Here is a 19,315-nt window from a genome sequence, read left to right on the forward strand (position 1 = left end):
CTCACCAGCGTGACACCCGAGCCCTCCACAAGCACGGCGACGTCGCGACCCCGGTACGCCGAACGCCTCACCGTCCCGTGGTGGGGTTGGCCGCCCGCGCTGGGGGTGGCGGCGATCCTGGCGGCCGAGGTCTGGCTCGGCGGCTCCGGGCTGCGCGCGTGGGTGCCGTTCGTGGTGCTGTTCCCGTTGGCCGCGGTGCTGCTGGTCTGGCTGGGCCGGCTGCGGGTCGCCGTGACCGAGGAGGAGTTCCAGGTCGACGACGCCCGGCTGCCCCTGCGGGTGATCTCCGACGTGGTCGCGCTGGACGCCGACGGCAAGCGGGAGGCGCTGGGGGTCGGGGCACACCCGCTGGCGTTCGTGGTGCAGCGGCCGTGGATCGGTGGGGCGGTGCAGGTGCTGCTGGACGATCCGGCGGACCCGACGCCGTTCTGGGTGGTCAGCACCCGGCGGCCGGTCGAGCTGGCGACGGCCCTGCTGGCCGCGGTCAGGGAAGCGAGGGCGTAGCGCCGCGCAGGTCCCGCTGCACCTTCTCGCCCAGGGCGCGGGTCGCCCGCCGGTTCAGGTACGCGCCGACGGCCGCGCCGGTCAGCATCGGGCCGAACGTGGTGAGGTTGCGCCCGAAGCGGCGCAACAGGGTGTTCTGCAGGTCCCGCCGGGCGGTCGTGCCGAGCACGGTGCCGACGCCGGCGCCGGTGGTGAGCGGGTTCAGGCCGCGCTGCTGGGCCCAGGCCTGCAGGAGCGCGGTCGCGCGCTGGGCGGCGCCGCCGGTGATCGGACGGCCGTACACCTCGTGCAGCTCGCCGACGAGTTTGAGCTCGACCGCCACGACCGCGATGGTCTCGGCGGCGAGCAGGACCGGCGCGGACAGCAGGGTGGGGGTGGCCACCCATTCCATCGACGCGAAACCTCCGCCGGCCGCGCCGACCCCGGCGGTGGCCCGGGCGGCGTTGCGGACGAGCCGGTCGGCCAGGGCGTCGTCGTCCAGCCCGGGCAGGTGGCGGCGCAGGGTGTCCAGATCCCGGACCGGTACGTGCGGGGCGAGGTCGGCCACCACGTCGGTCATCCAGCGCAGCCCGGCCCGGGGGTGCAGCAGCAGCCGCGCGGGCCGGTGGCGCCGCGCGTGGTCGACGAGCTGGCCGATCAGGCGGCGCCGGTGTGCCGGTTCGAGATCGGCTGCCGAGATCGCCGCCACGGTCGCGCCGAGCCCGCCCTCGCCCGGAAGGCCGTCATCCCGTGCACCGTCGGCCGGCGCGTCCTGCACGCTGTCGGGCGGCGCCGGCGGTTCGGGACCGGCGGCGGCCGCGGGGTGGTCGGGATCCGTCATCGTCGTCCTCAGGGGTCGGCACGACGCCCGACCGCCCGCCGGGCGGTCGGGTGATGGCGTGTGCGAGTGGCCGTCAGGCGCACTCGCGGCAGATCAGATCCCCGTTGCGCTCCACCGCAAGCTGGCTGCGGTGATGAACGAGGAAGCAGCGAGCGCAGCGGAACTCGTCGGTCTGCATCGGCAGCACCTTGACGGTGAGCTCCTCGTCGGCAAGGTCGGCGCCGGGCAGCTCGAAGCTCTCCGCCACCTCCACCTCGTCGACGTCCACTGCGCCCGACTGAGAGTCGGCGCGGCGGGCCTTGAGTTCCTCGAGGCTGTCCTCGCCGAGGTCGACCTCATCGCGACGCGGAGCGTCGTAGTCGGTGGCCATCGGTCTTCACTCTCCTGTATCGATGTGTCACTTGGCGTTAGTAACGCCCGCGACGTCGTTCTGGTTCCCGGTTCCCGTGGTCGAATTTGCGCTGCTCTCGCGAACAGCGGAGCGACCGCGGCCGGGGGTGCCCCGGCCCGTCGCGAAACTGCCCCGGCGAGCGCGGTACGTTACCGCTCTCGCGAGGAGCTTGTACGCGCATGGACGGACAATTGTTCCCGATGTGACTGAGGCGACATCAAGGTAGGGGTATGCGGGCGTGGATCATCGTCGGCGCGCCGGAACTATTCCCTGTTTCCCCGCACCTGGAAGTCAGACGCTAACCTCACCGCAGAGCCGTCCGTCGCCGGATGGCGATCGAACCACGTACCGGGAGCCTGGCCCATGAGCTTTGCGCGCGTCCGAGCGCTCGTCGTGATCGGCGCGCTCGCCATGGCGGCGATCGTCTTCGTCATCGTCGCGCTGGTGCGCGACAGCCAGGGTGGCGCGGTGGCAGGAGACAAGTGCCCACCCGGTTCGGTAATGGCGAACGTGACACTGCCGGACGATCCTAGCGAAATTACCTTAAGGATCCTAAACGGGACATCAACGGCGGGCCTAGCCGACAACGTCACGAACGACTTCAAGAACCGGCGGTTCAAGGTTCTGAAGCCGGACGAGGACAAGAAGCGGATCACCGACGTCGCCGTCATCCGTTACGGGCCGGACGCGATCGGCGCGGTGCAGCTCGTCCGGGCGTACTTCCTCGATCAGGCCAAGCGGGAGTACAACCCCAAGCGCAAGGGCGCGGTGATCGACATCGTCATCGGCAGCGATTTCCGTCAGCTCGCCACGTCGACCGAGGTCAACCAGTCGCTGATCGAGGTGGGTCAGCCCACCCCGCCGCCCGGTTCCTGCCCGGCACCGGTCAAGAAGAAGAACTGACCCCGCCCGCTCAGGGGCCGCCCGACGCGTCCAGCTTGGCCAGCACGTCGTGCAGCGCGCCGAACAGCGCGGGCGGCGCCGCGACGAGCATCCGGTCCCCGGCCGGCTCGCCGTGCAGGCCGGCGACGGTCAACCCGGCCTCCGTGGCCACCAGTCCCCCGGCCGCGTGGTCCCACGGGTTGAGGCCCTTCTCGAAGTACGCGTCCACGGCACCCTCGGCAGCCAGGCACAGGTCGAGCGAGGCGGCGCCGAAACGCCGGATGTCACGCACCTGGGTGATCAATCCGGCCAGCACGGTGCCCTGATGCGCCCGCCGGGCCGCGTCGTACCCGAAGCCCGTGGCCACCAGCGCCTGATCCAGCGTGCCGCGCGCGGAGCCGGTGAGCCGGCGGCCGTCGCGCCACGCGCCGCCGCCGCGGGTCGCGGTCCACTCGTCGCCCGTGGCCGCGTTGCGGACCACCCCGGCGAGCACCACGCCGTCCACCTCGGCGGCCAGCGACACCGCGTACTGCGGGAGGCCGTACAGGTAGTTGACCGTGCCGTCGATCGGGTCCAAGATCCAGCGCACCGCGCCGGGAGCGGGCGCGGCGGAGTCGCCGTACTCCTCGCCCAGCACGCCGTCGTCCGGCCGCTCGCGCCGCAGCGCCTCGACGACCTGCCGCTCCACCGCCCGGTCCGCGGCCGTCACGACGTCCGTGTCCGTGCTCTTGGTCTGCACGTCCGTGATCGCCTCGGCGCGCATCCGCCGGGCGGTCTCCGCCGCGTCGCGCGCGATCCGGACCGCGATCGCGAGGAGGTCGCCGGCCGTCGATGCCGCAGGTTGCTGTGCCACGTCTGCCCGCCCTTTCCGCCCCCGCCATTCTCGGGCACCCACCCTGCGGCGCCCGACGAACCCCCGCCGCAGGGTCCCTGGCGTGCTGCGGCGGAAAGTTCTCGGATGACGGCGCTACAATTCACCCCTGCCCACGCTTTCACGGACAGTCGCCCGCCGGCCGGTCTGCGTCACGGGGGTCCCCACACCACACTGGCCAGCCCCGTTGCCGTGCTGCGCCGGGCATACACCGCGCTCAACCTCATCGCCTCCGGAAGGTCATTCGTGACAGAAGCCCACCAGACCGGTGCCGACGTTCGCTCCCTCACCGAGGCTCTCATCGCCCACGCGCAGGGCGCGGGCGGGCAGATCACGTCGGCCCAGGTCGTGCAGACGGTCGAGTCCGCCGAGGTGACACCGGCTCAGGCCAAGAAGATTCTGCGCGCCCTCGTGGACGCCGGCGTCACGGTCGTGGTCGACGGCTCCGCCAGCACCAAGCGCCGGGTCGCCGCCGCCCGCGCCGCCACACCCGCATCGAAGGCGACCACCGCCAAGGCGACCCGGGCCCCGGCGAAGAAGGCCGCCGCGCCCGCGCCGAAGCAGGCGGCGACCGAGGACGCTACCGACGCCCCGGCGAAGAAGGCCCCCGCCCGCAAGGCCGCCGCGCCGGGCACCGCCGCGCCGGCGCGCAAGACCGCCGCCCGCAAGGCCACCGACGCCGCTCCGCGGACCGGCCCTGCCCCCGCCAAGGCCGCCAAGGCCACGAAGGCCACCAAGGCGGGCCCCGGCGAGGAGGAGCCGGTCGAGGGCGAGGAGATCGACCCCGAGGAGCTGGCCGCCGAGATCGAGGACGTCGTCGTCGAGGAGCCGGCCGCGATGGTGCAGGCCGCCGCGTCCGACGCCGCGAGCTCCGCGACCGATGGCGACTTCGAGTGGGACGACGAGGAGTCCGAGGCGCTCAAGCAGGCCCGCCGCGACGCCGAGCTGACCGCGTCGGCCGACTCCGTCCGGGCGTACCTGAAGCAGATCGGCAAGGTTCCCCTGCTGAACGCGGAGCAGGAGGTCGAGCTCGCCAAGCGGATCGAGGCCGGCCTGTACGCCGCGGAGCGGCTGCGCGCGTACGAGGAGGGCGAGGAGAAGCTCGACCGTACGTTCGAGCGCGACCTGCGCTGGATCTCCCGCGACGGCGAGCGCGCCAAGAACCACCTGCTCGAGGCGAACCTGCGACTCGTGGTCTCGCTGGCCAAGCGGTACACCGGTCGCGGCATGGCGTTCCTGGACCTGATCCAGGAGGGCAACCTCGGCCTCATCCGCGCGGTCGAGAAGTTCGACTACACCAAGGGTTACAAGTTCTCCACGTACGCCACCTGGTGGATCCGCCAGGCCATCACCCGCGCCATGGCCGACCAGGCCCGCACCATCCGCATCCCGGTGCACATGGTCGAGGTGATCAACAAGCTCGGCCGGATCCAGCGCGAGCTGCTCCAGGACCTGGGCCGCGAGCCCACCCCGGAGGAGCTGGCCAAGGAAATGGACATCACGCCGGAGAAGGTGCTGGAGATCCAGCAGTACGCGCGTGAGCCCATCTCGCTGGACCAGACGATCGGCGACGAGGGCGACAGCCAGCTCGGCGACTTCATCGAGGACTCCGAGGCCGTCGTGGCGGTCGACGCGGTGTCGTTCTCGCTGCTGCAGGACCAGCTCCAGCAGGTGCTGCAGACGCTGTCCGAGCGCGAGGCGGGAGTGGTTCGGCTACGTTTCGGACTCACGGACGGTCAGCCGCGTACGCTGGATGAGATCGGCCAGGTGTACGGCGTGACCCGCGAGCGGATCCGGCAGATCGAGTCGAAGACGATGTCGAAGTTGCGGCACCCGTCGCGTTCGCAGGTCCTCCGGGACTACCTGGACTAGACCCTTCAACTGTGTGTGTCCCACTGATCACCACGGGTACACCGTCGGGTAGTGACCAGACCGTTGTGCAGAAGTGATCGTTGACGTGGCACCCTTGGGGCACGGCACACTGTCCCGACGACCTGTGACTTGGGTCCCCCCAAGGCACGGCGGGAAGGCCGCAACGCTCAAGGATGTTGCACGATGTGTGACCTGTAGCCGAGGAACATGTTCATCGGTGACGACCAGAGGAGGAAGGCGATGACCCCGACTCTCACGCCTCCGTCGGAAACGATGGCAGGACCAGCAGCCGATGAACGCTGCGACCGGTGCAACGCTGCCGGAAAGCTTCGTCTGACCCTGGCCGGTGGCGGGGAGCTGGTCTTCTGTGGCCACCACGCCAACCGGTACGCCGAGGAACTGGTGAAGATCGCGGTGCAGTACTCCGCCGAGCCGGAATTCGACTGGCGCGGTGCCGACATGATGTCCAGCTCCAACTGACCGATCCCCCAGATACGCGACAAAGGGCGCCCACGGTGTGGGGCGCCCTTTCGCTGTCCGGGATGTGTTCTCCGGTTCAGAGTGTCTGGATCGTGGCGATCCGCTCCTCGAGCTGCTCGATGGTCGCCTGCGCGCTGGGCGGGCCACCGCAGAGCCGGCGCAGCTCCGCGTGGATCTTGCCATGCGGTAGTCCGGTGCGATGGTGGTGCGCCGCGACCAGCGTGTTGAGCTGGCGGCGCAGGCCGACCCGCCGCTCCCCCGCGCTGAGCACCACGGGCTCGCGCGGCTGGGGCACCGGACCCGCCTCCTTCGCCCGCCGCTTCTGCTCGGCGATCTGCTCGGACTGGCGGCGGTTCAGCAGCACCGCCACCTGATCGGGGCTGAGCAGGCCGGGCAGACCGAGATACTCCTCCTCCTCGGGGGTCCCGGCCCGGGCGCCGGTGCCGAACGACGCCCCGTCGAAGATCACCTGGTCCAGTTCGGCGGTTGCGGACAACGCCTCGAACCGTTTCTCCAGCTCGCCCGCCGCGTCCTCGGCCCGCTGCGCCCGCTCCAGCAGCGCGTCGTCCAGCCCGTCCGGGTCCTTGGGGGCGCCGAGCACGTGGTCGCGTTCGACCTCCATCTCGCTGGCAAGCCCGAGCAGGTGCGGCACGCTGGGCAGGAACACCGTGGCGGTCTCGCCCTGTCGCCGGGCCCGCACGAAGCGGCCGATCGCCTGGGCGAAGTACAGCGGGGTGGAGGCGCTGGTCGCGTACACGCCGACGGCCAGGCGGGGGATGTCGACGCCCTCCGACACCATCCGCACCGCGACGAGCCAGCGCTGCCCCGAATCCGCGAACGTGGCGATCCGCGCCGAGGCGCCCTGGTCATCGGAGAGCACCACCGCGGGCTTCTCGCCGGTGATGGTCTCCAGCAGCTTCGCGTACGCGCGGGCGGTCTGCTGGTCGCTCGCGATGACCAGGCCGCCCGCGTCGGTCATGCCGTGCTCGCGCAGCCGGGACAGCCGGGCGTCCGCGGCCCGCAGCACCTGCGGCATCCAGTCCCCGCGGTGATCCAGCGCGGTACGCCACGCCTGGGCTACCAGGTCCTTGGTCATCGGCTCGCCGAGACGGGCCGCCAGCTCGTCACCGGCGCTGGTACGCCACCGCGTCTCCCCGGAGTACGCGAGGAAGATCACGGGCCGGACGACCCCGTCGCGCAGCGCGTCGGCGTAGCCGTACGTCGAATCGGAGCGGGAGCGCTGGAGACCGTCGTCGCCGCGCTCGTAGCTCACGAACGGGATCGGGTTGTCGTCGGAGCGGAATGGCGTACCCGTGAGCATGAGCCGCCGCTCGGCCGGCTCGAACGCGTCCTTGACCCCGTCGCCCCAGGTGCGGGAGTCGCCCGCGTGGTGGATCTCGTCGAGGATGACCATCGTGCGACGGGTCATCGTGCGACGCCGGTGCACCGCGGGCGCCATGCCGACCTGCGCGTACGTGAGGACCGCGCCGTGGAAGTCGCGCGCCGAGTGGACGTCCGCGTTGCGGAACGATGCGTCGAGCTGGATGCCCACGCGCGCCGCCGCGGTCGCCCACTGGGTCTTCAGATGCTCGGTCGGGCAGACCACGGTGACCGCCTCGATCGTGCCGTCGTTCAGCAGTTCCGCGGCGATCCGCAGCGCGAACGTGGTCTTGCCCGCGCCCGGGGTGGCGACCGCGGTGAAGTCCGGGCTGCGGCGCCGCAGATAGACCACCAGGGCCTTGCGTTGCCATGCCCGAAGCGGCGGGAACGTCTCCAGGTCCGGCAGGGGCGGGCTCAAGCTGCGGCGGTCCTCTCCACTCGGGCCCGGCGGCAACGCCCGGGCCGACGGCGCCGGAGTCCCGATGAGCCACGCGGCACGGTCACGAAAACGCCTCCGGGCGGCGTTCCGGCGGAGGCGGCTCCAGCATAGCGGCGGCTTCCGATGCCGCTCAGGGGGCGGGCGGCGGCACCGCGACCGGTGCCGACCAGCGGCGGTACAGGGCGAGCAGGCGTACTCCGGTCATCACCACCGCCGCGAGGGCGAGCGTCGGGAGGTTCGCGGCGCCGAAGCGGACCAGCACCGTCACGGTGACCGCACCGCCGAGCGCGACGATGGCGTAGATCTCCCGCTGGAGCACCACGGGGATCTCGCCGGTGAGCAGGTCCCGCGCGAGGCCGCCGCCGATGGCGGTGAGCATGCCGATCAGGCACGCACCGACCGCCGGTACGTGCGCATCGAGGGCCTTGAGGGTGCCGGTGACCGTGAAGAGCCCGAGCCCGGCCGCGTCCAGCACCAGGACGGTTCGTCGTACCCGGTACAGCTGCGGGTGCAGCCAGAAGACGGCCACCGAGGCCGCCACGGCGGTCAGCGCGTACCGCCAGTCCGCGAACGCCAGGGGTGGCACGGACCCGATCACCACGTCCCGCACGATCCCGCCGCCGAGCGCGGCGGCGAAACCGACGAACGCGACACCGAAGAGGTCGAGGCGCTTGCCCACGGCCGCGGAGCCACCGGAGGCGGCGAAGACCGCCACGCCGATGAGGTCCGCAGCGAGCTGGCTGCCCGTCACGCAGCAGCGCCCGAAACGGCGGCGGTCAGCTCTTCATCGCCTCGTAGATCTCCTTGCACTGCGGGCACACCGGCGAACCCGGCTTCGGCGACTTCGTCACCGGGAAGGTCTCGCCGCACAACGCCACCACGAAGGTGCCCATGACCGCGCTCTCGGCGATCTTCTCTTTGCGCACGTAGTGGAACATTTCCGGCCCGGTGTCGGCATCCTTCGTTACCGGGCGCTCCAAGATCTGCGTGCTCACGGCATCTGCCCTTCCAGAGTCCTCGTGTACCTGCCACCGCGTGCCCCCCGGTCACCGCGGAAGATGCTCCAACCCGCAAGTCTGACACCCCGACCCGTGGTCGGTCCAACGACAACGCTGCAGCATGGCCCCGTACCGTAGCGATCGTGACCGACTTCTCCATCCAGTACGGGGACCACGTCAGCAGGGCGCGCCGCGACGGCCGCCCGGTGGTGGCCCTGGAAAGCACGATCGTCTCCCACGGCCTGCCCCGCCCCGACAACCTGCGCGTCGCCCGGGAGATCGAGCAGACCGTACGGGACAACGGCGCGGTACCCGCCACCATCGGCATGATCGGTGGCCGTTTGGTCGTGGGCCTCGACGACGCCCAGATCGAGCACCTGGCCGGCGCGGACGGGGTCGCCAAGCTGTCCGTGCGCGACCTGGCCCTGGCCGCCGCGACCGGCGCGGACGGCGCGACCACGGTCGCCGCCACCAGCGCGGTCGCCGCCGCAGCGGGCATCGGCGTGTTCGCCACGGGCGGCCTGGGTGGCGTGCACCGCGAGGCGAACATCACGTACGACGAGTCGGCCGACCTGACCGCGCTGTCGCACACCCCCATCGTGGTGGTCTGCGCCGGGGTGAAGTCGATCCTCGACGTGGGCGCGACACTGGAACGGCTGGAGACGCTCGGGGTGGCCGTCGCCGGGTACGGCACGCACCGTTTCCCCGGCTTCTTCGTCACCGACGGCGGTTTCGACGTCGACTGGCGGCTGGATTCTCCGGAGCAGGTCGCCGCCGCGATCGCCGCCCGCGACGGCCAGGGGGTCAGCTCCGCGGCTCTGGTGCTGGGCAACCCCCTGCCGGACGACGAGCAGCTCGACCCGCAGTTGCACGACCGCACCCTGGCCGACGGGCTGACGCTGCTGGCCCGCGAAGGGATTACCGGCAAGGCGGTCACCCCGTTCCTGCTGGCCCATTTCCACGAGAGCACGGAGGGGCGCAGCCTGGCGGTCAACGTACGCATCATTCTGCGCAACGCGGCGCTGGCGGCCCGGATCGCGGCCGCCGCGGCACCCGCCCCGGCCAGTCTCGGGTTCAGCATCCCCGCGTGAGCGAATGCACCGAGCGAAGCGAGGGCCATGAGCGCACGCCCAGCCAGCCCAGCGTGAGCGAATGCACCGAGCGAAGCGAGGGCCATGAGCGCACGCCCAACCAGCCCAGCGTGAGCGAATGCACCGAGCGAAGCGAGGGCCATGAGCGCACGCCCAGCCAGCCCAGCGTGAGCGAATGGTCCGTGATCGTCGTCGGGGACCTTGTCACTGATGTGCTCGTGGTGCACCAGGGGCCGATCGAGACCGGGACGGACACCGACGCCGTGATCACCGTCGCCGGTGGCGGGCAGGCCGCCAACACCGCGGCGTGGCTGGCCCACGCGGGTTGCCCGGTGACCCTGGTCGCGGCGGTCGGTCAGGACCCGGCCGGGCGCGAGCGGGTGGCCGAACTCACCGCCCGCGGCGTGCACTGCGCGGTGCGTGCTCACGACGGCGCCGCGACCGGCAGCGTGGTGGTGCTCGCCACCGCCGACGAGCGGACCATGCTCGCCGACCGGGGCGCGGCGTGTCTGCTCGACCCGGGCGACGTCGCCGCCGCGGTCGCCGCGCTGCCGACCGCCCGCCACCTGCACCTGTCCGGGTATCCGCTGCTCGACCCCGGTTCGCGGCCGGGCGGCCTGGCGGCGCTGGCCGCGGCCCGCGCCCGCGGGCTGACCACGAGCGTCGACGCGGCCTCCGCCGGGCCGTTGCGGCGGGTCGGGGCGGCGGCATTCCTCGATCGGGTACGCGGAACCGACCTGTTGCTCTGCAACGCGGACGAGGCCGCCGTGCTGGCCGGACCCGGCCCGGCGCCACAGCAGGCGCGGGCGTTGACCGGGGTCGCCCGGCAGGTGGTGGTGAAGCGCGGCGGCGCCGGGGCCGTCTGGGCTGGGCGCGACGGAACGCTGGAGTCGGTCGCGGGGAACCCCGTACCGGCGGTGGACCCGACCGGGGCCGGTGACGCGTTCGCGGCGGGCCTGATCGCCGCCTGGTGCGCGGGTGCGGACCCGGCTGCCGCGCTCGCGGCCGGCGCCGCGCTCGGCGCGGAGGCGGTACGCCGGGTGGGCGCGCGCCCCTGACCGGCCGTCACAGGCTCCTGCGGCAGGTGGTGCGGCTCAGTCGTCGCCGTCGATCGTGCGGTGCTCGGTTTCCTCGGTGGTTTGCCGGTCGAGGGCCGGCTGCGGTCGCTGGGCGCGGGTGCGGGCCTCGTACCGTTCCGCCTTGGTCTTGGGCGGGCGGTCGTTGGCGATCAGCACGGCCGCCCAGGGAAGGAACACCATCCCGGCCGCGCACAGCACGAGCCAGACCGGCAGCAGCGGCACCTTGGCGCTGATCAGCACCGCGCCAAGGATGAGGCAGCCCGCCCGGATGCCCATCATGGTCACATAGCGGATCTGCCGGCTGCGGAGCTGGTCGCTTTGGCTGATGGCCGCGTCGGTGATCAGTACCGGGCGGTCCGGCTGCTTCTTCACGAGGTGACTCCGATCGACTCCTCATCCTCGCACCACGCGCCCCGGGCTGCACACCAAGGACGCGGCACGTCAGCCCTTGGCCTTGGCGGCGGCCTTCATCTCCTTCTTGTAGGCGCGGACCCGGGACAGCGACTCGTCGTCCACGATGTCCGCCACCGACCGGAACGCGCCTTCTTCACCGTATGCCCCGGCCGCCTCCCGCCAGCCTGCGGGCTGGACGCCGTACTGCTTGCCGAGCAGGGCGGTAAAGATCTGCGCCTTCTGCTTGCCGAATCCGGGCAGCGAGCCCACCCGCCGGAGCAGTTCTGCGCCGTCGCGGACGTCCGCCCACAGGTTCGCCGCGTCGCCGTCGAACTCGGTCACGAGCACCCGGCACACGTCCTGCACGCGCGCCGCCATGGCCTTCGGGAATCGGTGCAACGCGGGCGGCGTGGCGAAGATCTCGATCAGGGCGTCCCCGTCGAAATCCGCGAGCTCCTGCGCGGTGGGCGCGTGCCCGAGTCGCTGTGCGAGCACGTACGGCGAGCTGAACGCCTTCTCCAACGGGATCTGCTGATCCAGCACCATGCCGATCAACAGGGCGAGCGGGTCCCGGCCGAGCAGCTCGTTGGCCTCCGGGACGATCGGGAGCGAGATCGTCATGACCTCCATCCTCGCAGGTCCCGGCCCCACGTCAGGCCTGGGCCCGGCAGCGGCCGATCGGGTCCGGTCCCGCAGCGGCCGATGGGGTCCGGCCCGGCAGCCGCCGATCCGGGTCCGGCCCCACAGCGGCCGATGGGGTTCGGCCAGGAAGCCGCAGATGGGGTCCGGCTCGGAAGCCGGCGAATCGGGTCGGGCTCGGCGACCGGCGAATCGGGGTCGGCGGATCGGCGACAATGACCGGGCGCTCCGGCGTGATCCGGGCGTACCCGGTGCCCGGTGCCCGGTGTCGCCGACGGTGGCACACCGCAGTCAAGGTGGTACAGCGCAGGCACGAAGGGCCGTGCGGATACGAAGGAGGTCGCTGATGCGGGCGCTGGTGCAGACCGTCAGCCGGGCGAGCGTCACCGTGGACGGTGCGGTCGTCGGCCAGATCGCGGACGGATTGCTGGTGCTGCTCGGCGTCACCCACGACGACACCGCCGCGACCGCGCAGACGATGGCCCGCAAGGTGCACGAGCTGCGCCTGCTCGACGACGAGGCCTCCGCCGCGGAAGTGGGCGCCCCCCTGCTGGTGGTCAGCCAGTTCACGCTGTACGGCGACGCGCGCAAGGGCCGGCGCCCCACCTGGGCGGCCGCCGCCCCCGCCGAGGTGGCGGAACCGTTGGTGACCGAATTCGTCGAGGCGCTGCGCGCGCGGGGCGCGAGCGTGGCCACCGGCCGGTTCCGGGCTCACATGCTCGTGGAGAGCGTGAACGTGGGCCCGCGAACCGTCCTGATCGAGCTGTAGCGGCCCGGAGAAGCTGCCGAGGTCAGAAGAACAGGCCGCGGCGCTGCGCGGACTGGCGCAACCAGCCGTCGAGCTGACCGGCCCAGTCCACCTGGTCGGCGGTGTGGTGGTCGACGTCGAACCGGCCGAACGCGTCATGCCCCTCGGTGAACAGCCCGCCCCGCTTGTCGATCTCGAGGACGATCTGCAGCACCTGCGGCGTGGCCAGGAACGTGACCTCGAGCTGGTTGATGCCCCCGGCGTACGCCGGGGGCGGGTAGAACTCGATCTCCTGGTAGAACGGCAGCGTCTGGTGCACGCCGTACACCGAGCCGCGCTCGACGTCGGCCTTGGAGAACCGGAATCCCAGCCGCTGCAGGGCTTCGAGGATCCGCTCCTGCGCGGGCAGGGGATGCACCGCCACCGCGTCGAGATCACTCTTGTCGACCGCCCGGGCCACCTCCAGCTCGGTGGCCAGGCCCATGGTCATGCCGTGCAGGTGCTGACCGAACACCTCGGTGATCGGGGTCTCCCAGGGCACGTCGAAGCGGAACGGCAGGTCGTGCCGCTGACCCGGCTCCAGCTTGAACGGGCCGGTCAGTCGCTGAGAGTGAAACTCCTGGTTGGTGTTGTACTCGCTGTCACCGCTCTCGACCTCGACCCGGGTGACGAGGCCCAGAGCGACGTACTCGATGTCCACCGCATGGTCACCGCCGATCACCTGAACGTGACCGTCGAGGAAGCCGCCGGGCCGACAGTTGGGGTTGGCAAGCACGGTTTCGACGGACGCACCACCGACGCCCAGTGCCCGCATCATCCGTTTGAAGACCACGGACCACCCCTTCGTCGTCTCGTTCCGGAACACATTATCTGGCTCTTACCAGTCGGAGCGAAACAAACCGTGTTCCCCATATGTCCCTTCAATTCGGGCGCCATGTCGGGTTGCCGACCTCAGGGTTCTCCCCGATTCATGCCACCTGGACGCTTGCCTCACCTCGGCTTAACGCGTGCCGCGCGAAGCTTTGATCACCGGCACGAATGCGGGCTGGGAATGCACCGGAGTTCACGCGGGGAGGGGACTGAAAGGTGGTCCTGCAGATGAAGGCGATGGAGTCCATGGCGGAAGAAGCCGCTGATGGCATGGTGACAGACGGTGTCGAGGCGCTGGCCGACCTCGACGCGACCGACGAGCGCGGCGTCTCCGCCGACCTCGTCCGCGCGTACCTCAACGGCATCGGCCGGACCCGCCTGCTCACCGCGGTCGAGGAGGTGACCCTCTCCAAGCGGATCGAGGCGGGCCTCTACGCCGAGGAGAAGCTCCCCACCGCCGACGCGGAGATCGCCGGGCTGCTGAAGATCGTCATCACCGAGGGCAAGGCCGCCAAGAACCACCTGCTGGAGGCCAACCTGCGCCTCGTGGTCAGCATCGCCAAGCGCTACACCGGTCGCGGCATGGCGTTCCTGGACCTGATCCAGGAGGGCAACCTCGGCCTCATCCGCGCGGTCGAGAAGTTCGACTACACCAAGGGTTACAAGTTCTCCACGTACGCCACCTGGTGGATCCGCCAGGCCATCACCCGCGCCATGGCCGACCAGGCCCGCACCATCCGCATCCCGGTGCACATGGTCGAGCAGGTCAACCGCATGGTCCGCGCTCGCCGCGACCTCGCCACGTCGCTGGGTCGCGAGCCCAGCATCGCCGAGATCGCCAAGGCCATGGGCGTACCGGAGTTCCAGGTCATCGAGCTGATCTCGTACGACCGTGAGCCGGTCAGCCTGGACCAGGCGGTCGGCGAGGACGGCGAGAGCGCACTCGGCGACTTCGTCGCGGCGGTCGACCCGCGCGGCGAGCCGGGCGACGGCCTTGCCCAGGGCGAGCTGCGCAGCGAGGTCGAGGTCGTGCTCTCCACGCTGTCCGAGCGGGAGTCCGCGGTGATTCGGCTGCGCTTCGGCCTCGACGACGGCCGCCAGCGCACGCTCGACGAGGTGGGCCGCGAGTTCGGGCTGAGCCGCGAGCGCATCCGCCAGATCGAGAAGGTGACGATGCTCAAGCTGCGCGCCCCGGAGCGGGCCGGCCGCCTGGAGGCGTACGCGAGCTGATCGCGGCGTACGGAAACGACCGCAGCGGCCGACCAACCCGGCCGCTGCGCGTTCAGAGGCGGCGAGGTCCCGAGTCCGGGCGGGCGGAGGCCACGCCGACCTCGATCGTGGCGTGCAGCACGTCGATGCCGTCCGGACGCGCGAGCACCGGGTTCAGCGAGAGCTTGCGGATCCGCGGATGCTCGTCGGCGAGCCGCCCGACCCGCAGCAGCAGGTCGATGAGTGCATCCCGGTCCACCGGCGCCGAGCCGCGGTAGCCGTGCAGCAGCGGGGCCGCCCGTGGCTCGTCGACCAGGGCTGCCGCCGCCGAATCGGTGAGCGGGGCGGCCCGCCACGCCAGATCCCCGAGCAGTTCGCTGGCGACCCCGCCGAGCCCGAACCCGACCACCGGACCGAACGCTGGATCCTCGGCCACCTCCACGGTGCATGCCACCCCCGGTGCGACCATCGACTGCACCAGCACGACCGGGCCGAACGCCGCCTCCAGCTCGCTGTACGCGGCGCGGAGGGCGCCCGCATCGGCCAGGTTGAGGCGTACCGCGCCGAGGTCGATGCGGTGGCGCAGGGAGCCGCGGGCTGCCTTCAGCGCCACCGGATAGCCGAACTGCTCCGCCGCCGCCAGCGCCGCCGCCAGCGTTGCGGCCGCCGTGGACGGCACGACCCGTACGCCGTACGCCGCGAGCAGCCGGCTGGGCGGCCCCTCCACTTCGGGGGCGCCGGGCTCCACTGCGGACAGTTCCGGGTACGTACCAGGCGGGCGGCGCAGCCACTCCGCGTACGTGGCGACCCGGCCCAGCGCCCGCACCGCCTCCTCGATCGACGGGTACGACGGCACCCGCGACGGCAATTGTCCGTGCAGGAACGTCGCCACGGTCGGCTTCTCCCCCGCCAGCGCGACCGTGGACAGCGCCACCGCGAAGTCCGCGTCGGAGTCGGGCAACTGGCCCGGCAGCGGCGGGGCGAACACCACGGCCAGCGCGTCCACCCGCTCGTCGGCCTCGGCTTCGGCGAGCGCCGCGGCGAATTCGTGCGCGCCGGATTGCGGGCTCAGGTCGCGCGGGTAGCCGTCGGCGACCACGAGGCCGTTGGGGCGGCACGCGGCGACCGCGAGGCCGGACAGCGCGGACGAGTTGCCGACCACGGCGACGCGGCGGCCTGCGGGCAGCGGCTGGTGCGCGAGCAGCACCCCCACGTCGAACAGTTCCCGGACCGTGTCGACGCGGATCACGCCGGAGCGGGCGAACAGCGCGGTGACCGCGTGCGCGTCCGGGCCGGGCAGGTCACCGGCCAGGCCCGGGGGCCGGGTCGCCGAGGCCACCGCCACGACCGGCTTGACCCGGCTCATCCGGCGCGCGAGCCGGGCGAACTTGCGCGGGTTGCCAAACGTCTCCAGGTAGAGCAGCACCACGTCAGTGCGCGGGTCGTCCTGCCAGTACTGCAGCAGGTCGTTGCCGGACACGTCGGCGCGGTTGCCCGCCGACACGAAGCTGGACAGCCCGAGACCGCGCCGGTCCGCCTCGGCGAGCAGGGCCACCCCGAGCGCGCCGGATTGGCTGAAGAAGCCCACCCGGCCGGCGGCCGGCAGCGTCGGCGCGAGCGTGGCGTTCAGGCGTACCGCGGGGTCGGTGTTCGCGATGCCCAGGCAGTTCGGGCCGACCACCCGCATTCCGGCCGCCCGGGCCTGTTCCAGCAGCGCCCGCTGCGCGTCCGCACCGGCCGGACCGGTCTCGGCGAAGCCCGCGGACACCACCACGACGGCCCCCGCGCCGGCCACGGCCGCGTCCGCCACGGCCTGCGACACCCGATCCGGGGGTACGGCGACCAGCGCCACGTCCACCGGCTCGCCCGCGTCCACGGCGGACCGGTACGCGGGGCGCCCCGCGACCCGGTCGGCGCTCGGGTGCACCGGCACCACCGCCCCGGTGTACCCGCCGTCGCGCAGGTCCGCCAGCAGGGCGGCGCCGACGCCGAGCCCGCTGGTGCTCGCGCCGTAGACCGCGACACCGCGCGGGCTCAGCAGCCGGGTGATCGAGGCGGCCTCGGTACGGTGCTCCCGGCTCTCCTGCACCTGCCGGGACATCTCCGTGGGGGCGATCGGGAAGTCCAGGTGCACCACGCCGTCGGCGTACCGGCGCTGGATCTGGTAGCCGAAGTCGCTGAAGACCCGCAGCATGCCGCCGTTCTGCGGCAGCACCTCGGCGATGAAACGGCGGATCCCGTGCTCGCGGGCGGCCTGCGCCAGATACTCCAGCAGCACCGAGCCGATGCCACGCCCCTGGTACGCGTCCTCCACCACGAACGCCACCTCGGCGTCGGGCGAGTCCGGGCCCATCCGCTCATACCGGCCGACCGCGAGGATCCGCGGGCCGCTGACCGCCACGTACGCCTCGCGGTTGTGGTGGTCCACGGTGACGAAACGCTCCAGGTCCCGTTCCGGAATGCGCGGGTACGGCGAGAAATAGCGCAGGTACCGGGTGCGTTCGCTCATCCGGGAGTGCAGTTCGACGATCGCTTCCGCGTCGGCCGGGCTGATCGGTCGCAGGTGGACCGCACTGCCGTCGGAGAGCAGCACGTCGGCGCCGGTGTCGAGGACCATGGCGGGTCAATCCCTCGGGTCGTACGGATCGAGGCCGTGCAGCGGGAACACCGCCGTACGGGTCGCCAGGATCGCCCGGTCCACCGCATCCTGGCTGGTCCCCGGCTTCCACCGCTCGTGCGGCGGTTCGGCCCCGTCGGTCAGCGTGGCCGGGATGTCGGCTTCGGGGCGACGTTGCGCGGCCAGCTTGCGCCAGGCCGCCGGGGTGGGGGTGTCCGCGGCCAGCGGCTCCCCGGTGATCACGCCGAGCAGATGGGTCCAGGCCCGGGGCACGACCTCGACCAGCGCGTACCCGCCCCCGCCGGTGGCGACCCAGCGGCCGCCGCAGACCTCGTCCGCGAGCGCGCGCAACGCCAGGTACGTGGCGCGCTGGCCGTCCACGGACAGGCGCAGGTCGGCCAGCGGGTCGAGCCGGTGCGCATCCGCACCGCACTGGGTGAACAGCAGCTCCGGCCCGAACGCGCGGACCACCGACGGGACGACCGCATGGTATGCGCGCAGCCAGCCGCCGTCGCCCGTGCCCGGCGGCAGCGCGACGTTGACCGAGGTGCCTTCGGCGCCCGGCCCCCCGGTCTCGTCCGGGAATCCCGTGCCGGGGAACAGCGCCAGCGGTGTCTCGTGCAGGCTGACCGTCAGCACCCGCGGGTCGTCGTAGAAGGCGGCCTGGACGCCGTCGCCGTGATGCACGTCGACGTCGACGTACGCGATCCGTTTCGCGCCGAGGTCGAGCAGCCGCGCGATCGCCACCGCGGGGTCGTTGTACACGCAGAAGCCGGCAGCGCGGGCGGGCATGGCGTGGTGCAGGCCCCCGGCGACGTTGACCGCGCGGGTGCTCGTGCCGTACCAGACCGCCTCGGCCGCGGCGATGCTCGCGCCGCAGATCCGCGCGCTGGACTCGTGCATGTCGTCGAAGACGGGATTGTCCGGGGTGTTGAGGCCCCAGCCCGCGAAGAACGGATCACCGGGCGCGAGCCGCACCGCATCCACGTAGTCGGGGCGGTGCACGCGCGTCAGCGCGGCCTCGTCGGCCGGATCCGCGGGCACCACCCGCACGCCGGGACGGTCGAGGACGCCGAGCTCGCGGGCCAGCGCGATGGTCAGCTCGACCCGCACCGGATTCAGCGGATGCTCACCCATGTCGTACGCGAGCAGCGCCGGATCCCAGACCACCGTCGTGGGCTCGCCGTCCGCCATGGCGTCATCGTCGCACGCCGCGGCGGCGAGGATGCCGGGCGCACGCCGGTCCGGCCACCCCCGCTCGGCGGCTCGGAAGATGCGGCTGGCCGCGGGGTAATATCGCCGCTGGGAGGACTCCACCGTGAATGATCTGGTCGACACCACTGAGATGTACCTGCGGACGATCCTGGAGCTAGAGGAGGAAGGGGTTCCTCCGCTGCGCGCCCGGATCGCCGAGCGGCTGCACCAGAGCGGCCCCACGGTCAGCCAGACGGTCGCCCGGATGGAGCGCGACGGCCTGCTCACGGTGGAGGGCGACCGTCATCTGCAGCTCACGGATCTGGGCCGGGGCCACGCGGTCTCGGTGATGCGTAAACACCGCCTGGCCGAGCTGCTGCTCGTCAACGTCATCGGCATGCCGTACGAGGAGGCCCACGAAGAGGCCTGCCGCTGGGAGCACGTGATGAGCGACGCGGTGGAGAAGAAGGTCTACGAGCTGCTCAACAAGCCGACCCGCTCGCCGTACGGGAACCCGATCCCCGGCCTGGAGGCGTTCGGCACCTCCGAGACGGCCCAGCGGGCGGACGCCACGGGCCCGGGCGCGGAGCGCAATCTCGCGTTCCCCGGGCTGTCCGGCAACGTGGTGGTGCGGCGCATCTGCGAGAGCGTGCAGACCAACGCGGGCGTGCTGCGGCAGCTGCATGCCGCCGGTATCGACCCGGGCGCAACCGTCACCGTGGCGCAGGAGCGCGACGCGGTCACGATCGACCGATCGGGTGACAAGATCCGGCTCCCCCGCGAGGTGGCGTCCCGGGTCTTCGTCGCGGCCCACTGAGTCCGGCCGGCGGCGCGGGTT

General features: G+C 72.1%; 20 protein-coding genes. 9 read left to right on the forward strand and 11 right to left on the reverse strand.

All coding sequences use genetic code 11. The features are described from left to right. The first annotated feature begins 9 nt into the window (after nt 1–9). Nucleotides 10–504 carry a DUF3093 domain-containing protein gene (locus ACMCNK_RS13905; protein WP_412736831.1) on the forward strand — a complete coding sequence of 165 codons (495 nt, stop codon included), beginning with the start codon at nt 10–12 and terminating at the stop codon, nt 502–504. On the opposite strand, the gene ACMCNK_RS13910 is transcribed toward ACMCNK_RS13905, so the two are convergent. Together ACMCNK_RS13910 and ACMCNK_RS13915 are read right to left on the reverse strand one after the other, a co-directional pair. Continuing rightward, a complete protein-coding gene (locus tag ACMCNK_RS13910) occupies nt 485–1,324 on the reverse strand; it encodes a hypothetical protein (protein WP_412736832.1) in 840 nt (279 codons plus the stop codon). The two genes, ACMCNK_RS13905 and ACMCNK_RS13910, sit on opposite strands and share 20 nt — an antisense overlap. 73 nt (nt 1,325–1,397) lie before the next feature. After that, nucleotides 1,398–1,694, reverse strand: a complete 297-nt coding sequence (locus ACMCNK_RS13915; RefSeq protein WP_412736833.1) for a DUF4193 domain-containing protein — start codon at nt 1,692–1,694, stop codon at nt 1,398–1,400. Nucleotides 1,695–2,078: 384 nt separating this feature from the next. On the opposite strand from ACMCNK_RS13915, the gene ACMCNK_RS13920 reads away from it, so the two are divergent. Next, a complete protein-coding gene (locus tag ACMCNK_RS13920) occupies nt 2,079–2,618 on the forward strand; it encodes a LytR C-terminal domain-containing protein (RefSeq protein WP_412736834.1) in 540 nt (179 codons plus the stop codon). A 10-nt stretch (nt 2,619–2,628) separates the two neighbouring features. Here the strand turns inward: ACMCNK_RS13920 and ACMCNK_RS13925 are convergent, their stop codons facing one another. After that, nucleotides 2,629–3,450 (reverse strand): inositol monophosphatase family protein, encoded by an 822-nt coding sequence (locus ACMCNK_RS13925; RefSeq protein WP_412736835.1) that lies wholly within the window; start codon nt 3,448–3,450, stop codon nt 2,629–2,631. 264 nt (nt 3,451–3,714) lie between these two features. On the opposite strand from ACMCNK_RS13925, the gene ACMCNK_RS13930 reads away from it, so the two are divergent. Together ACMCNK_RS13930 and ACMCNK_RS13935 are read left to right on the forward strand one after the other, a co-directional pair. Then, on the forward strand, nt 3,715–5,340 hold the full coding sequence (locus ACMCNK_RS13930; protein ID WP_412740844.1) for an RNA polymerase sigma factor: 1,626 nt from the start codon (nt 3,715–3,717) through the stop codon (nt 5,338–5,340). Nucleotides 5,341–5,580: 240 nt separating this feature from the next. Next, entirely contained in the window at nt 5,581–5,820 is a 240-nt protein-coding gene (locus ACMCNK_RS13935) for a hypothetical protein (protein ID WP_412736836.1), read from the forward strand. 76 nt (nt 5,821–5,896) lie between these two features. On the opposite strand, the gene ACMCNK_RS13940 is transcribed toward ACMCNK_RS13935, so the two are convergent. From ACMCNK_RS13940 to ACMCNK_RS13950, 3 genes are all read right to left on the reverse strand, one after another. After that, nucleotides 5,897–7,618: a DEAD/DEAH box helicase gene (locus ACMCNK_RS13940; RefSeq protein WP_412736837.1), complete on the reverse strand. Its 1,722-nt coding sequence runs from the start codon at nt 7,616–7,618 to the stop codon at nt 5,897–5,899. 151 nt (nt 7,619–7,769) lie between these two features. After that, the gene (locus tag ACMCNK_RS13945) at nt 7,770–8,390 is read right to left on the reverse strand and encodes a trimeric intracellular cation channel family protein (protein WP_412736838.1); all 621 of its coding nucleotides are present in this window, start codon (nt 8,388–8,390) and stop codon (nt 7,770–7,772) included. Nucleotides 8,391–8,415: 25 nt separating this feature from the next. Continuing rightward, complete coding sequence (locus tag ACMCNK_RS13950) at nt 8,416–8,634, reverse strand: DUF3039 domain-containing protein (RefSeq protein ID WP_412736839.1); 219 nt, start codon at nt 8,632–8,634, stop codon at nt 8,416–8,418. A 146-nt stretch (nt 8,635–8,780) separates the two neighbouring features. On the opposite strand from ACMCNK_RS13950, the gene ACMCNK_RS13955 reads away from it, so the two are divergent. Then, nucleotides 8,781–9,728 carry a pseudouridine-5'-phosphate glycosidase gene (locus tag ACMCNK_RS13955; RefSeq protein ID WP_412736840.1) on the forward strand — a complete coding sequence of 316 codons (948 nt, stop codon included), beginning with the start codon at nt 8,781–8,783 and terminating at the stop codon, nt 9,726–9,728. Between the two features lie 167 nt (nt 9,729–9,895). Beyond that, a complete protein-coding gene (locus tag ACMCNK_RS13960) occupies nt 9,896–10,786 on the forward strand; it encodes a carbohydrate kinase family protein (RefSeq protein WP_412736841.1) in 891 nt (296 codons plus the stop codon). 36 nt (nt 10,787–10,822) lie between these two features. Here the strand turns inward: ACMCNK_RS13960 and ACMCNK_RS13965 are convergent, their stop codons facing one another. Both ACMCNK_RS13965 and ACMCNK_RS13970 read right to left on the reverse strand, forming a co-directional pair. Next, nucleotides 10,823–11,179 (reverse strand): DUF3099 domain-containing protein, encoded by a 357-nt coding sequence (locus ACMCNK_RS13965; protein ID WP_412736842.1) that lies wholly within the window; start codon nt 11,177–11,179, stop codon nt 10,823–10,825. 69 nt (nt 11,180–11,248) lie between these two features. After that, the gene (locus ACMCNK_RS13970; protein WP_412736843.1) at nt 11,249–11,821 is read right to left on the reverse strand and encodes an HhH-GPD-type base excision DNA repair protein; all 573 of its coding nucleotides are present in this window, start codon (nt 11,819–11,821) and stop codon (nt 11,249–11,251) included. Between the two features lie 364 nt (nt 11,822–12,185). Here ACMCNK_RS13970 and dtd point away from each other — a divergent pair, with 364 nt between their 5' ends. Then, entirely contained in the window at nt 12,186–12,608 is a 423-nt protein-coding gene (gene dtd, locus ACMCNK_RS13975; RefSeq protein ID WP_412736844.1) for a D-aminoacyl-tRNA deacylase, read from the forward strand. A 22-nt stretch (nt 12,609–12,630) separates the two neighbouring features. On the opposite strand, the gene ACMCNK_RS13980 is transcribed toward dtd, so the two are convergent. After that, entirely contained in the window at nt 12,631–13,419 is a 789-nt protein-coding gene (locus ACMCNK_RS13980) for a sporulation protein (RefSeq protein ID WP_412736845.1), read from the reverse strand. A gap of 284 nt (nt 13,420–13,703) precedes the next feature. On the opposite strand from ACMCNK_RS13980, the gene sigB reads away from it, so the two are divergent. Next, the gene (gene sigB / locus ACMCNK_RS13985) at nt 13,704–14,687 is read left to right on the forward strand and encodes an RNA polymerase sigma factor SigB (protein ID WP_412740845.1); all 984 of its coding nucleotides are present in this window, start codon (nt 13,704–13,706) and stop codon (nt 14,685–14,687) included. A gap of 52 nt (nt 14,688–14,739) precedes the next feature. Here sigB and ACMCNK_RS13990 read toward each other — a convergent pair whose 3' ends face one another. Together ACMCNK_RS13990 and ACMCNK_RS13995 are read right to left on the reverse strand one after the other, a co-directional pair. Further along, nucleotides 14,740–17,283 carry a GNAT family N-acetyltransferase gene (locus ACMCNK_RS13990; protein WP_412736846.1) on the reverse strand — a complete coding sequence of 848 codons (2,544 nt, stop codon included), beginning with the start codon at nt 17,281–17,283 and terminating at the stop codon, nt 14,740–14,742. Between the two features lie 6 nt (nt 17,284–17,289). Beyond that, entirely contained in the window at nt 17,290–18,477 is a 1,188-nt protein-coding gene (locus ACMCNK_RS13995) for an acetoin utilization protein AcuC (RefSeq protein WP_412740846.1), read from the reverse strand. Nucleotides 18,478–18,628: 151 nt separating this feature from the next. Between ACMCNK_RS13995 and ACMCNK_RS14000 the strand changes: the two genes are divergently transcribed. Next, nucleotides 18,629–19,294, forward strand: a complete 666-nt coding sequence (locus tag ACMCNK_RS14000; protein WP_412740847.1) for a metal-dependent transcriptional regulator — start codon at nt 18,629–18,631, stop codon at nt 19,292–19,294. The last annotated feature ends 21 nt before the right edge of the window (nt 19,295–19,315 follow it).

The sequence above is a fragment of the Krasilnikovia sp. MM14-A1259 genome (genome assembly GCF_047159535.1).
Taxonomy (GTDB): domain Bacteria; phylum Actinomycetota; class Actinomycetes; order Mycobacteriales; family Micromonosporaceae; genus Actinoplanes.

Coding starts and splice junctions, on each gene's coding strand:
- dtd (WP_412736844.1), top strand. CDS start 12,186: ATGCGGGCGCTGGTGCAGACCGTCAGCCGGGCGAGCGTCACCGTGGAC.
- ACMCNK_RS13990 (WP_412736846.1), bottom strand. CDS start 17,283: ATGGTCCTCGACACCGGCGCCGACGTGCTGCTCTCCGACGGCAGTGCG.
- ACMCNK_RS13995 (WP_412740846.1), bottom strand. CDS start 18,477: ATGGCGGACGGCGAGCCCACGACGGTGGTCTGGGATCCGGCGCTGCTC.
- ACMCNK_RS13935 (WP_412736836.1), top strand. CDS start 5,581: ATGACCCCGACTCTCACGCCTCCGTCGGAAACGATGGCAGGACCAGCA.
- ACMCNK_RS14000 (WP_412740847.1), top strand. CDS start 18,629: ATGTACCTGCGGACGATCCTGGAGCTAGAGGAGGAAGGGGTTCCTCCG.
- ACMCNK_RS13920 (WP_412736834.1), top strand. CDS start 2,079: ATGAGCTTTGCGCGCGTCCGAGCGCTCGTCGTGATCGGCGCGCTCGCC.
- ACMCNK_RS13970 (WP_412736843.1), bottom strand. CDS start 11,821: ATGACGATCTCGCTCCCGATCGTCCCGGAGGCCAACGAGCTGCTCGGC.
- ACMCNK_RS13910 (WP_412736832.1), bottom strand. CDS start 1,324: ATGACGGATCCCGACCACCCCGCGGCCGCCGCCGGTCCCGAACCGCCG.
- ACMCNK_RS13915 (WP_412736833.1), bottom strand. CDS start 1,694: ATGGCCACCGACTACGACGCTCCGCGTCGCGATGAGGTCGACCTCGGC.
- sigB (WP_412740845.1), top strand. CDS start 13,704: ATGGCGGAAGAAGCCGCTGATGGCATGGTGACAGACGGTGTCGAGGCG.